The sequence below is a fragment of the Actinomyces sp. zg328 genome, assembly GCF_009829635.1.
In the GTDB taxonomy this organism is placed as follows: Bacteria; Actinomycetota; Actinomycetes; order Actinomycetales; family Actinomycetaceae; genus Actinomyces; species Actinomyces marmotae.
Genome location: NZ_VWPE01000017.1, coordinates 1 through 13130, shown reverse-complemented (window position 1 = coordinate 13130; position 13130 = coordinate 1). Strand labels below are relative to the sequence as shown.

Here is a 13130-nt window from a genome sequence, read left to right as displayed (position 1 = left end):
CCGCGCGGCCCGGGCCGGACGCCGCGCCCGGCCCGGGCCGCCCCCCATCCCGCCCCCATCGCATCCTCACTGCGCCGGACCGCCGGCGGCGAAAGGAATCCCATGGCCTCCTCCGACGCCAGCGGCGCGACGGGCGCCCCTGACGCGCCCAGCATCACCGGCGGCGCGGGCACCCCGGTCGTCGTCGGACTCGACCTGGGCGGCACCAAGATGGCGGCCGCGCTCGTGGGCGCCGACGGCCAGCTGCTCGGTCCCATCTCCTCCGTCCCCACCCCCGCCCATGAGGGGCCCGACGCCATGCTCGATGCCATCGCCGGCCTCGTCATGAAGGTCGTGCGCACAGGAGGCGCGGGCGCTGAGGGCTCCTTCGGCGGGTCCGCGGCCATCGGCGCGGTGGGCATCGGCACCGCCGGCGTCGTCGACGTCGAGCGCGGCGAGATCGTCTCGGCCACGGACGCCATCACCGACTGGACCGGCACCCGCGTCGCGCGGGGCGTCCAGGCCCGTCTTGAGGCCGAGGGCCTGGGCCGCCTGCCCATCCACGTCGAGAACGACGTCGACGCCTACGCGGCGGGGGAGGCCTGGCTCGGCGCCGGGCGCGCGACCCGCTGCGCCCTCATGGTGGCCGTGGGCACCGGCGTGGGCGGCTCCGTCCTCCTCGACGGCGTCCCCCTGCGCGGCGCCCACCACGTCGCCGGGGAGATCGGGCACATGCCCTCGAGGCTCGCCGCGGGAGAGACCTGCACCTGCGGGCGCCCCGGCCACCTCGAGCCCATCGCCGCGGGCCCCCAGATCCACCGCCGCTACCTCGCCGCCGGGGGCGACCCCGCGGCCGTCAACGCCCACGACGTCGAGAGGCGCGCCCAGGCGGGCGACGAGCTCGCCGCGCGCGTCTACCGGGAGGCCGCCGTCGCCCTGGCCCAGGCGATCGCCGGCGTGGCCACCGTCCTGGACCCCGAGCGCATCATCATCTCCGGCGGCCTGGCCCGGGCCGGCGATCTGTGGTGGGCCCCGCTGCGCGAGGCCTTCTTAGCCGAGGTCATCGAGCCCCTGGCCGGCATCGAGATCGTCCCGGCCGAGCTCGGCACCACCGCCCCCATCGTCGGCGCCGCCCGGGGCGCCCTCGCCCTCATGGGGTGAGGCGCTGGCGCGGCGCTGGCCCGGCGCTGGCCCCGCATGACCGCCGCCCGGCCCCGGCCCGACCACCGCCCATCGCGGGCTCAGCCGCCCTATCGCATCCCACCCCCGTCCCACGAAAGAAGACCGCGTCATGACCCAAGCGAATGAGACCGACACCAGCCAGGCCGTCCTCGACCGCCTCAAAGGGGGCCTCATCGCCTCCGCCCAGGCCTACCCCGGCGAGCCCATGCGCGACCCCCGCACCATGGACGAGGTCGCCCAGGCCTGCGTGGCCGGCGGCGCCGTCGGCATCCGCGCCCAGGGCCTGGCCGATCTCGCCCTGATCAACCAGCACGTGGACGTGCCCGTCATCGGGCTGTGGAAGGACGGGCACGACGGCGTCTTCATCACCCCCACCCTCACCCACGCTATCGCCGTGGCCGCCACCGGCAGCCAGATCGTGGCCCTGGACGGCACGCGCCGCCCCCGCCCCGACGGGCTCACCCTGGCCCAGACCGTCGAGGGACTGCGCGCCGCCCGTCCGGGCACCCTCATCATGGCCGACTGCGGCAGCGCCGACGACGCCCGCGCCGCGCAGGACGCCGGCGTCGACGTCCTGGGCACCACCCTGGCCGGGTACACCGGCGAGCGCCCCAAGACCGACGGCCCCGACCTCGAACTCGTCGACGAGATCGTCGGCTTCGCCTCCCTGCCGCTCGTCGTCGAGGGGCGGATCCACACCCCGGCCCAGGCCGCCCAGGCGATGGGGCGGGGCGCCTTCGCCGTCGTCGTCGGCACCGCGATCACTCATCCCACGACGATCACGTCCTGGTTCGTCAGCGCCGTCGGGCGCCCGGACGGGAGCAGCGCCGCCAGAGCCTGAGCGCTTCGAGCGGACTCCCAGGTGAGAGGCCATAACGATGCCGGTGTGGTCGGTGGGACTCGTGGGACGATTGAGGCGCTGATCTGGTGTGTCACACGCCGAAAATCGGCTCAGCGACTGACAAGACGCCTCAATTGCGCATAGCGTTGCGGCCAGTGGCACCACCCAACCGAGGTGCCGCTCCACGACCGAGAGGCAAGACATGTCCGTCAACCGCACCGAGCTCATCGCGGCCATCGCCGCCAAGACCAGCCTGAAGAAGACCGAGGCCGATGCCTTCCTCGCCGCCTTCCAGGACGTTCTCGTGGAGAGTGTCTCGAAGGGTGAGGCTGTCAAGATCACGGGCCTGATGGGCGTGGAGCGCGTCAAGCGCGCTGCCCGCACCGGCCGCAACCCCCGCACCGGTGAGGAGATCCAGATCCCCGCGGGCTACGGCGTGAAGCTGACCGTGGGCTCGGCCCTCAAGAAGGCCGTCGCCGACAACTGAGCCCGGCTGAGGGCGGTGGGCGCCACGGCGCCCCCCTCTTGACCGCCCGAACGCCCCCGGGGTGCGCTACCGAGACGGTGGCGCACCCCTTTTCGTCGCTGAGGGGAGGAGTGGGGCGGCATCGTCCCCGCGGATGAGGTGCCTCGGCCGTTCCGCTCATAGCCTGGGGGTATGAGCCACACCGCATCCGGGAGCCCCCCGGCGCTCCTCATGGAGGGGCTGTGCAAGGCCTTCGGGCAGAAGATCGCCGTCAACATGCTCAGCCTCGCCGTGCCGACGGGATCCATCTACGGCATCGTGGGCCCCAACGGCGCCGGCAAGACGACCATGCTGTCCATGTCCACCGGCCTGCTCGTGCCCGACGGCGGCCGCGTCCTCGTCCACGGCAACGACGTGTGGGCCGACCCTGCCGGTGCCAAGGCCCAGCTCGGCGTCCTGCCCGACGGCCTGCGCACCTTCGACCGCCTCTCCGGCCTCGACCTCGTGACCTACTCCGGGCTGCTGCGGGGCCTGGACCGCGCGACCGTCATCGAGCGCGCCACCCAGCTCCTGCACGTCCTGGGCCTGTGGGAGGCCGGCACGACGCTCGTGACCGACTACTCCGCCGGCATGCGCAAGAAGGTCCACCTGGCCTGCGCCCTCATCCACTCGCCCGCCGTGCTCGTCCTCGACGAGCCCTTCGAGGCCGTCGACCCCGTCTCCGCCCAGACGATCCAGTCGCTGCTCACCGACTTCGCCGCCGCCGGCGGAACCGTCATCATCTCCAGCCACGTCATGGCCACCGTCCAGCGCTTCTGCACCCACGTCGCCGTCATCAGCAACGGGCGCGTCCTGGCCGCCGGCACCACCGAGGAGGTCGCCGCCGGCGAGGACCTCGACACCCGCTTCGCCCAGCTCGTCGGCGCCCCGACCACCAGGGAGGAGCTGTCGTGGTTGCGACCCTCGTCCGTCTGAGGTGGCGCCTGACCCTCAACGCGCTCTCGCGCAACATCTGGGCGCTCATCGGCACCGTCATCGCCACCCTCTACGGGCTGGGCGCCCTGGGGCTGGCCCTGTCCGGCGCCATCGCCCTGGGCCAGGCCCCCGTCGACGTCATCGCCCAGGTCCTCGCCGCCGTCGCGGCGCTGACGGTCCTGGCCTGGACCCTCCTCCCGCTGCTGTTCACCGGAGTGGACTCCACGCTCGACCCGCGCACCATGGCCGCCTGGATCGCGCCCTCGCGCTCGCTCTCGCGCGCCCTGGCCGTGGCCGCGGCCTGTGGCATCACTGGCGTCCTGACCGCCCTGGGGACGCTGCTGCCGGCGCTCGTGTGGGCGATCGCCGGGCAGGCGGGCGCCGCCCTGCTCTCCCTCGTGCTCGCGCCCGCCCTGCTCGCCACGTGCGTCCTGCTCAGCCGCGTCATCGTCATCGGGGTGGGAGTCTCACAGTCGCGCCGCGGACGCGAGCTGGCCGGTCTCATCGGCATGCTCCTGGTCTTCGCCGTCGCCTGGCTGCCGTCACTGCTGTCCAACATGAGCGTCGGCGACCCGGACGGTCTGCTGGCCGCCCTGAGCACGGGTGCGGTCGGAGCGGGTCTGTCCCCCTTCGGCTGGGCGGCTGCGGCCCCCGGCTACCTCGCCCAGGGGCATGTGCTGCCCGCCGTGGCCCTGGCGCTGGGGGCGCTCATCGTGCCAGTGGCGCTCCTGCCCGCCTGGGAGCGGGTGACCCGGCGCGTGATGACGGGGCCCGCCCGCGCCTCGGTTCGCACGCGCTCCTACGAGGCCGCCGCTCACCGTGACGCCGCGGTGCCCGCCCTGGTGTGGCACGCGCGCCTGGAACGGGTCATGCCCTCTGCCGCGGCCGCCGTCGCCGCCCGGTGCCTGCGCTACTGGCGCTCCGACCCCCGCTACGTGGCCCAGGTGGTCTCGCTGGTCTTCGTCCCGGCCATCCTGACCGTCGCCTTCCTCGGCAGCCGGCAGGCCGCCCTGAGTGGGGGCGGCACCACTATCTCCTTCGGGCGCGTCCTGTCCTGGGGCGAGGCGCCACCGGCCGTGCTCGCCGGGGCCGTCTTCCTCGCGCTCATGTGCGGCTGGGGTCTGCACAACGACCTCGCCTTCGACTCCACTGCCCTGTGGCAGCACGTGTCGGCCGGGCTGAGCGGGCGCAACGACCGCTTGGGGCGTGTGGTCGCCGCGGCCGTGTGGCAGGTGCCCCTGCTCGTCGTCGTCGCCTGCCTCGGTGCCGGGGCGAGTGGACGGTGGGACATCCTGCCGGCTGTGCTGGGGCTCAGCGTCGCCGTCATGGGCTGCGCCTACGCCTGGTCGAGCGTCATGAGCGTGCTCGTGCTCTACGAGATGAACGCGCCGGGGGAGAGCCTCATGAAGTCGCGCACCTCCGGCACGGCCTTCATTGCCGCCCTGGTCCAGATCGCCGGCTTCGTCATCATCGGCTTCATGACTGCCCCCGTCGTCGCGGGCTTTGCCGTCACGGCGGTGAGCGGGATGTGGGCGTGGGGGTGGCTCGTCCTCGCGGGCGGCCTGCTGTGGGCAGCGGGTGCCACCTGGGGCGGCATCGTCCTGGGAGGCCGGTACCTCGATGAGCGGGGGCCGCGGGTGCTCACCACGATCCGGTCCTGGCCCGGGCACGAGGACGTCCGCTGAGCCTGACCCGCCCCCCGGACGTTGAGGGCGTGGGGGCTGGGCCGTGCTCGCGGGCGCGGCGCTGCTGGGGCGCCGGGGGCGCCGACCGCTCGACGTGACGTTTGATGATCGGATGTTTTATGATTCGATCAGGAGCGCGCAGGCGCTCGTCCCGCATGAGACCCCATCGATCGAGGAGAGCAACCATGGAGCTCGTCATCCTGGACACGCCCGAGGCCATCGCCGAGCGCGCCGCCGACGCCATCGAGGAGCTGCTGACCGCCAAGCCGGACGCCGTCCTGGGCACCGCCACCGGCTCCAGCCCGCTGCCGCTCTACGACGAGCTCACGCGCCGCTGCGAGGCAGGCCGGATCTCCTTCGCCGGCGTCACCGGCTTCATGCTCGACGAGTACGTCGGCCTGCCCGAGGGGCACCCCGAGCGCTACGCCACCTTCATGGAGCGCCACCTGCGCTCCCGCGTCGACATGCGCCCCGGCGCCCTCCACGGCCCCGACGCCCTCAACCCCGACCTCCAGGCCGCCTGTGAGGCCTACGAGGCCGCCATGGCCGCCGCCGGCTACTGCGACCTGCAGATCCTGGGCATCGGCGCCGACGGCCACATCGGCTTCAATGAGCCCGGCGGCTCCCTTGACTCCGCCACCCACATCGACGTCCTGACCGAGCAGACCCGCCGCGACAACGCCCGCTTCTTCGACGGCGACATCGACGCCGTCCCCACGCACTGCATCACCCAGGGCCTGGGCACCATCATGAAGGCCCGCAAGCTCGTCCTCATCGCCACCGGCGAGAACAAGGCCGAGGCCGTGCGCCAGCTCGTCGAGGGCGAGGTCAGCCCCCAGTGGCCCGCCACCGTCATGCAGAACCACGCCGACGCCCTCGTCCTGGTCGACCCCGCCGCCGCCTCCCTCCTCACCGCTGCCCGCCCCTGACCGAGACCGGTCGAAAATAGGAGCGAGACCGGTCCGCGGACCGGTCTCGCTCCTATTTTCGACCGGTCTCGGTGAAAGACGACGGAGGGGAGGGGGAGGGCGGGCGAGTTATCGCACAGGCCGCCGGCTCGGAGCGCATCCGGGGGCGGGCCTAGACTGGCCGCATGATCCTTCCCCGCATGAGCTCCGATCCTGCCGATCCTGGTAGCCCCGCGGACCCGGGCGCCGAGCCCGGGCGCTCCGTCGGCACGGCCGTCCTGGAGCGCGAGGAGCTGCAGTCCACGGACGACGGCGACGCCGACCGCTTCGCCCATTACGTGCGCAAGGACAAGATCGCCGCCGCGGCCGCCACCGGCCGCCCCGTCGTCGCCCTGTGCGGCAAGGTGTGGACCCCCGGCCGCGACCCGTCGAAGTACCCCGTGTGCCCCACCTGCAAGGAGATCATGGAGTCCATGCGCGCCGACGGCAAGGGCGGCCCGCGCCGCCCGCGCTTCCCCTTCGGCCGGGGTGGTCAGTGAGCCCCGCGCGCGGGAGCCAGGCCCAGCACAACCCGACCCAGCCATCGATCTTCGCCGCGGAGCACCTCTCCCCGGCCTACCCGCAGCGCGCCGCCTGGGGCACGACGCGCTCCCTGCGCGCCTGGCAGGCCGCCGCACTCGAGAAGTACATGAGCGCCATGCCGCAGGACTTCCTGGCCGTGGCCACGCCGGGAGCCGGCAAGACCACCTTCGCCCTGCGGATCGCCGTCGAGCTCCTGCGGCTCGGCGAGGCCCACAAGGTGACGATCGTGTGCCCCACTGAGCACCTGAAGTTCCAGTGGGCGGAGGCCGCCGCGAAGGTCGGCATCCACATCGACCCCTCCTACTCCAACGGGCAGGGGGCGCTCGGATCCCGGTTCGACGGCGTCGCTCTCACTTACGCGCAGGTCGCCGCCAACCCCGCGCTGCACCGCGCCCGCACCGACTCCATCCGCACCCTCGTCATCCTCGACGAGATCCACCACGGCGGCGACGCCCTGAGCTGGGGCGACGCCATCCGCGAGGCCTTCAGCCCCGCCCGGCGCCGCCTGTCCCTGACCGGGACTCCCTTCCGCTCCGATGAGTCCCCCATCCCCTTCGTCACCTACGCCGAGGAGGCCGGGGGCGTCAAGCGCTCCAAGGCCGACTACTCCTACGGCTACTCCGATGCCCTGCGCGACGGCGTCGTCCGCCCGGTCATGTTCATGTCCTACTCGGGCGAGATGCGCTGGCGCACGCGAGCCGGTGATGAGATGGCCGCGCGCCTGGGCGAGCCGCTGACCAAGGACCTCGAGGCCCAGGCCTGGCGCACGGCCCTGGATCCCAAGGGGGAGTGGATCCCCGCGGTGCTGGCCGCCGCGGACCAGCGCTTGAGCGAGGTGCGCCGCCAGGTGCCCGACGCCGGCGGCCTGGTCATCGCCACCGACCAGCAGCGGGCCCGCGCCTACGCCCGCCAGTTGGCCGCGATCACGGGGGAGTCCCCCACCGTGGTCCTGTCCGATGATTCGGGCGCCTCCAGCCGCATCGAGGCCTTCGCCGAGTCCACCGATCGCTGGATGGTGGCCGTGCGCATGGTCTCCGAGGGCGTGGACGTCCCGCGCCTGGCCGTGGGCGTCTACGCGACCTCCACCTCCACGCCGCTGTTCTTCGCCCAGGCCGTCGGGCGCTTCGTGCGCTCGCGGGCCCGCGGCGAGACGGCGAGCGTGTTCCTCCCCTCGGTGACCCCGCTGCTGGGCCTGGCCAATGAGATGGAGGTGGCCCGCGACCATGTGCTCGGCAAGCCGCGCTCCAACGAGGACGAGGTCTTCGGCTACCCGGAGGACCGTCTCATCGCCGAGGCCAACAAGGAGGAGAAGGCCTCGGATGACCTCTTCGGCGCCTTCGAGGCCATGAACTCCACCGCCGAGTTCGATCGTGTCCTCTTCGACGGCGGCGAGTTCGGTACCGGCGCCATGGTCGGGTCCGTGGAGGAGCAGGACTACCTCGGGCTTCCCGGGCTGCTCGAGCCCGAGCAGGTGACCGCCCTGCTGCGGGCCCGCCAGGACAAGCAGATCAAGTCCCAGAAGCGCCAGGCCGCCGCCGCCGCTCAGCGCCGCGCCAACTCGGGGGTCGATGACGCCCGCAAGCGCGCCGCCGCCCGCAAGGAACTCAACTCGCTCGTGTCCGCATGGGCCCGGCGCTCCGGTCAGCCCCACGGGGCCGTCCACAACGAGCTGCGCCGCGTGTGCGGGGGTCCGGAGGTCGCGCAGGCCACCACCGAGCAGATCGAGAAGCGCGTGGGCACCCTGCGCCGCTGGTTCGTCGGCAAGCGCTGACAAGCGCCGACGGGTGCTGAGAGGGGCGCTGAGCCGCTGGGGCGGCGACGCCGGTCGGGCCGGCCCAGCGCTCCTCAGCGCCGGGTGGCGGTGCGGCCGTCGAGGTCGAGGTAGCGGGTCGGGATCGCGGCATCGCCGTCACTGAGCCGCCAGGCCTCGTAGGGAAGCTCCGCGCGCGAGGCCTGGTGGCGCTGAGCGGCGGCGGCCAGCGCCCCCTCGCCCCGGTGCTCCTCCACGATCGTCCCGTCGACGACGAGCGGCACCTGCAGGGGGCGCGCCCCGGCCTCAGCCAGGGCCGCCAGGCCCTCCGCCTCGGTGCTGGCCGAGACGAGCAACTCCTCGGTGGCCGTGCCCGCGCCGTCGATGACGCGGCCCGCCCACTTGCGGCCGCCGACAGTCGCCTTGCCCCCCGAGGAGAACTTCGCGACCTCCGCCATCTTTCCGTCGGCGCCCCGGCGCTCCACGAGCTTGTAGACCAGGGCCGCAGTCGGGCGCCCCGAGCCGGTCACGAGCTTGGTCCCCACGCCGTAGGAGTCCACGGGCGCGGCGCCGAGCGCGGCGATCGCGTGCTCATCGAGGTCGTTCGTCACCGTGATCTTGGTGGACGTGGCTCCCAGGGCGTCGAGCTGCGCGCGCACCTTGAAGGCCTCGGCCACGAGGTCGCCGGAGTCCAGGCGCACCGCGCCGAGCTCCCCTCCCGCGTCCCGCGCGGCCCTGACCGCCCGCTCCACGCCCGTGGCGATGTCATAGGTGTCCACGAGGATCGTCGTGCCCGTGCCCAGCGAGGCCACCTGCGCCGCGAAGGCCTCCTCCTCGCTGTCGTGCAGGAGGGTGAAGGAATGCGCGGAGGTCCCCACCGTGGGGATCCCGTAGCGCATCCCGGCCTCCAGGTTGGAGGTCGCCGCGAACCCGCCGACGACGGCCGCCCTCGCCGCCGCGATGGCCGCCTCCTCATGCGCCCGGCGCGCCCCGAAGTCAGCGCAGGGGCGGCCGTGCGCCGCGATCGTCATGCGCGAGGCGGCCGAGGCCACCGCGCAGTCGTAGTTGTAGATCGACAGGGCGAGCGTCTCGATGATGCAGGCCTCCGCGAACGTGCCCTCGACCGTGAGCAGGGGGGAGCCGGCCACATAGCACTCGCCCTCCGCGTAGCCGCGGATCGTCCCCCGGAAGCGGTAATCGCGCAGGAAGTCCAGCGTGGTGTCGTCGACGACCCCCGCGCGGCGCAGGAAGTCGATCTGCTCAGAGGTGAAGGTGAAGGCCTCGACGGCGTCCAGGAGGCGCCCCGTTCCCGCCACCACGCCGAAACGCCGGGAGGCGGGCAACTTGCGGCCGAAGAGCTCGAAGACGCTCTCCCGCTGCGCCGTACCCGCCCGCAGCGCCGACTGGAGCATGGTGAGCTCGTACATGTCGGTCATGAGGGAGGTCGACAGCGCGGTGGGCGGCGAGGCGGGGAGAGCGCCGGGCGTGATCGTCATGACAACAACCTAGCCCGAACCGAATGCGCCGCATACCCGCCGCCACCGGCTACGCTGCCAGCATGAGCCCCGCCGTGCCGGTCGCGGAACCGAGCATCCAAGCAGATGAGCGCACCAGCGCCCACCGCCTGTGGGCCACCGTCGTCCACGACGACCCCATCAACACCATGGACTACGTCACCTGGGTCTTCGCCAGCCACTTCGGCTACCCCCGGTCCAAGGCCGCCCATCTCATGATGCAGGTCCACATGACCGGCCGCGCCACCGTCTCCCGCGGCGAGCGCGCCCGCATGGAGGCCGATGTCACCGCCATGCACTCCTACGGGCTGCGCGCCACCATCGTGCCCCTGGCGGGCCTGACCGACGGCGGGGGAGAGGGCCGATGAGGGCCTTCACCGCCGTCGAGGGGGGCTGGGAGAGCCGGTTGGAGCCAGAGGAGCGCGAGGCCCTGGCCGGGCTCCTTCTGCAGGTCGCCACCGTCCTGGGCGCCGACGACGGCCATCCCGCCGAGACCTCCGCGGACCGGGCGCTGCGGGCCGAGGCCGCCCTGGCCCGCGAGATCCTCCTGCCCGACGCCTCGGAGGACCCGGAGACCGCCGTCGCCATCTCCGCCTGCCGGCGCGCTGGCCTACGCGACCTCAAGGACTCCCGGGCGCGCGACGCCATCGCCGAACTCCTGGCCCCCTCCGGGACCGGGGGCGCCGTCCGGGTAGCGGCCGGGGCCGAGGGCGCGTGGCTGGGGGCGCTCAACGACGCCCGCCTCCTGCTCGCCCGGCGTCTGGGGATCGACAGTCCCGAGGCCGCTGAGGCGATTCATTCGCTCGCCGTTCCATCCCCGATCACAGACGCGGATCCGCAGGTCAGGGAGCGTCATGCGGCGGCGATCCTCTACACCATGCTCACCTGGTGGCAGGAATCACTGGTATCAGGGCTCCTGGGGGACTGAGCGCCGCATAGTCTCGGTTCCATGAATGACGCCGCCATCGGAATGTTCGACTCCGGGGTCGGCGGGCTCACGGTGGCGCGCGCCGTCCTGGATCAGCTCCCGGGGGAGAGGGTCCTCTACATCGGCGACACCGCGAACACCCCCTACGGGCCGCGTCCCATCGACGAGGTGCGCGCCCTCGCCATGGGGGTGATGGACGAGCTCGTCGATTCCGGCGTCAAGCTCCTCGTCATCGCCTGCAACACGGCGTCGGCGGCCGTGCTCCACGACGCCCGCGCCCGCTACACCCTGGGCAAGGGCGTGCCTGTCATCGAGGTGATCCATCCCGCCGCCCGCGCGGCCGCCCGCGTGACCCGCAACGGGCGCGTCGGACTGATCGCCACCCAGGGAACCGTGGACTCGCGCGCCTACTCCGACGCCCTCGGCGCCGTCCCGGGGGTCGAGCTCATCAGCCAGGCCTGCCCGCGCTTCGTCGACCTCGCCGAGAGGGGCGTGACCACGGGCCCCGAGGCTCTCGGTGTCGCCGAGGAGTACCTCGCGCCCGTGCGCGAGGCCGGCGTCGACACCCTCATCCTCGGCTGCACGCACTACCCGCTGCTCGTGGGCCCCATCTCCTACGTCATGGGGGAGGACGTGCGCCTCGTCGCCTCCTCCGATGAGACGGCCAAGGACGTCTACCGGGAACTCGCCGCGAACGACCTGCTCCGCGACCCGGGCGCTCCCGCCCCCCTCCACGACTTCCGCTCCACGGGGGACCCCGAGTCCTTCGCCGTGCTCGCCCGCCGATTCCTGGGCCCCGAGGTCGGGTCAGTCACCCGTGCTGGCCGCCCGGCGCCGTCGGCCCGGGCTGAGCGGGTCGTGCCCATCCCCGCCATCTCTGCCGAGGAGAGCGCATGAGGCTCACGATCATCGGCTGCTCCGGCTCCATGTCGGGACCAGGCTCCTCCGCCTCCTCCTACCTGGTGCAGGCCAGCGGCGGTGACCCCCTGGGCCCGGTGGGCGCCGAGCACACCTGGTCCGTCATCCTCGACCTCGGCCCGGGCTCGATGGGGCGCCTCCTCAACCATGTCGACCCCGCCGACCTCGATGCCATCTGCATCTCCCATTGCCACGCCGACCACATGGCCGACCTCGTCGGCATGCACGTCTACCGCCGCTGGAACCCCGCCGGCCCCCTCGGCCCCGTCCTCACCCTCGGGCCCTCCAACCTGCTGGAGCGCCTTCGCGGCGTCGACGGCACGGAGAAGACCGACGAGGACTACCGCACCGAGTTCGATGTCCGCACCGTCACCCCGGGGCGCCCCGTTCGCGTGGGCCCCATGACGATCACCCCGTACACAGCCCTGCACCCGGTGGAGGCTTACGGCTACCGGATCGAGGGCCCCAGCGAGGACGGATCGCGCATCGTCACCATGGCCTTCACCGGGGACACCGACTCCTGCGAGGGCATGACCGCCATGGCCGACGGCGTCGACCTGCTCCTGTCCGAGGCCGCCTTCGTGGAGGGCGGGGAGGCGGTGCGCGGCATGCACCTCACGGGCCTGCGCGCCGGCGAGCTCGCCCAGGAGGGGCGTGTGGGGCGCCTGATCCTCACCCACATCCAGCCCTGGACGGACCCCGCCATCCCGCTGGCTGAGGCCCGCCGCGCCTATTCGGGCCCGGTGGACGCCGCCATGAGCTCGATGGTGTGGGAACTGTGAGTGAGCGCGGGGGTGCGGTCGGGGGCGATCCGTCCTCGCCGGCCGCCGGGGCGGGGCGCCGGATCGACTGGGCACCCGCCGTTCCCGACGGCGTTGACTGCCCCTGGACCCGTAACCGGCTCACGCGCTGGTGGCTCGTCCTGCCCGCGGACGCCATCGGCGCCGCCCTGGTGGCGGTGCTGGGCTCGGCGGGGGCTCATGAGCTCGACGAGATCCCGACGGCGCTGGCGCGGGGGGCCGCCGCCGTGGTGATCGCCTGGGCCTGCGCCTGGGCGCTGCTGCGCGGGCGCGAGCACCACCTCGAGAGGCCCTGGCCGGAGGGCGGGGCCGTCGTCGTCGTGGCGTGGGGCGCGTGGACGGTCATGCGCGCCCTGGCCGGAGGCGGCGCGGGACTGGCGTCATGGGCAGTCATGACGGGGGCGCTGCTCGTGGCGGTGCTCGGTGGCTGGCGCTGGCTCTACGGCTTCGCCAAGGCGCATGACTCGCTGACCCCCAAGCCCCTCCAGCGCCGTCTCGACGCGCAGGATCAGTAAGTATCTGAGCGAGACCGGTCGAAAATAGGAGCGAGACCGGGCCGCGGACCGGTCTCGCTCCTATTTTCGACCGGTCTCGCTCATGGG

Annotated in this window: 14 protein-coding genes; 13 read left to right on the top strand and 1 reads right to left on the bottom strand. The window is 73.1% G+C overall.

Annotated features, from left to right (window positions below):
* Positions 1-102: 102 nt before the first annotated feature.
* The 8 genes from GVV75_RS07755 (at position 103) to GVV75_RS07720 (ending at position 8389) form a co-directional block, all read left to right on the top strand.
* Positions 103-1140 carry an ROK family protein gene (locus GVV75_RS07755; protein ID WP_159814237.1) on the top strand — a complete coding sequence of 346 codons (1038 nt, stop codon included), beginning with the start codon at positions 103-105 and terminating at the stop codon, positions 1138-1140.
* 130 nt (positions 1141-1270) lie between these two features.
* A complete protein-coding gene (locus tag GVV75_RS07750; protein ID WP_159717820.1) occupies positions 1271-2002 on the top strand; it encodes an N-acetylmannosamine-6-phosphate 2-epimerase in 732 nt (243 codons plus the stop codon).
* Positions 2003-2204: 202 nt separating this feature from the next.
* Positions 2205-2489 (top strand): HU family DNA-binding protein, encoded by a 285-nt coding sequence (locus tag GVV75_RS07745; protein WP_073452310.1) that lies wholly within the window; start codon positions 2205-2207, stop codon positions 2487-2489.
* 171 nt (positions 2490-2660) lie between these two features.
* Positions 2661-3443: an ABC transporter ATP-binding protein gene (locus tag GVV75_RS07740; protein ID WP_328703544.1), complete on the top strand. Its 783-nt coding sequence runs from the start codon at positions 2661-2663 to the stop codon at positions 3441-3443.
* Positions 3419-5128: a transporter gene (locus GVV75_RS07735; RefSeq protein ID WP_159814234.1), complete on the top strand. Its 1710-nt coding sequence runs from the start codon at positions 3419-3421 to the stop codon at positions 5126-5128. Before GVV75_RS07740 ends, GVV75_RS07735 begins: the two co-directional genes overlap by 25 nt.
* Before the next feature lie 185 nt (positions 5129-5313).
* Entirely contained in the window at positions 5314-6057 is a 744-nt protein-coding gene (gene nagB / locus GVV75_RS07730) for a glucosamine-6-phosphate deaminase (protein WP_159814232.1), read from the top strand.
* A gap of 179 nt (positions 6058-6236) precedes the next feature.
* Positions 6237-6575: a DUF3039 domain-containing protein gene (locus tag GVV75_RS07725; protein ID WP_159625960.1), complete on the top strand. Its 339-nt coding sequence runs from the start codon at positions 6237-6239 to the stop codon at positions 6573-6575.
* Positions 6572-8389: a DEAD/DEAH box helicase gene (locus GVV75_RS07720; protein ID WP_159814230.1), complete on the top strand. Its 1818-nt coding sequence runs from the start codon at positions 6572-6574 to the stop codon at positions 8387-8389. The genes GVV75_RS07725 and GVV75_RS07720 overlap by 4 nt, the downstream gene beginning before the upstream one ends.
* Before the next feature lie 74 nt (positions 8390-8463).
* On the opposite strand, the gene GVV75_RS07715 is transcribed toward GVV75_RS07720, so the two are convergent.
* Positions 8464-9864, bottom strand: a complete 1401-nt coding sequence (locus GVV75_RS07715) for a nicotinate phosphoribosyltransferase (RefSeq protein WP_159814228.1) — start codon at positions 9862-9864, stop codon at positions 8464-8466.
* A gap of 62 nt (positions 9865-9926) precedes the next feature.
* Between GVV75_RS07715 and clpS the strand changes: the two genes are divergently transcribed.
* The 5 genes from clpS to GVV75_RS07690 are packed head-to-tail and all read left to right on the top strand — an operon-like array spanning position 9927 to position 13043.
* Positions 9927-10250, top strand: a complete 324-nt coding sequence (clpS, locus tag GVV75_RS07710) for an ATP-dependent Clp protease adapter ClpS (protein WP_159814226.1) — start codon at positions 9927-9929, stop codon at positions 10248-10250.
* Entirely contained in the window at positions 10247-10810 is a 564-nt protein-coding gene (locus GVV75_RS07705; protein WP_159814224.1) for a DUF2017 family protein, read from the top strand. The genes clpS and GVV75_RS07705 overlap by 4 nt, the downstream gene beginning before the upstream one ends.
* Before the next feature lie 42 nt (positions 10811-10852).
* Complete coding sequence (gene murI, locus GVV75_RS07700; protein ID WP_235905456.1) at positions 10853-11707, top strand: glutamate racemase; 855 nt, start codon at positions 10853-10855, stop codon at positions 11705-11707.
* Positions 11704-12510 (top strand): MBL fold metallo-hydrolase, encoded by an 807-nt coding sequence (locus GVV75_RS07695; RefSeq protein ID WP_159524105.1) that lies wholly within the window; start codon positions 11704-11706, stop codon positions 12508-12510. The genes murI and GVV75_RS07695 overlap by 4 nt, the downstream gene beginning before the upstream one ends.
* Entirely contained in the window at positions 12498-13043 is a 546-nt protein-coding gene (locus GVV75_RS07690) for a DUF3054 domain-containing protein (RefSeq protein WP_328703522.1), read from the top strand. The genes GVV75_RS07695 and GVV75_RS07690 overlap by 13 nt, the downstream gene beginning before the upstream one ends.
* Positions 13044-13130 lie beyond the last annotated feature (87 nt).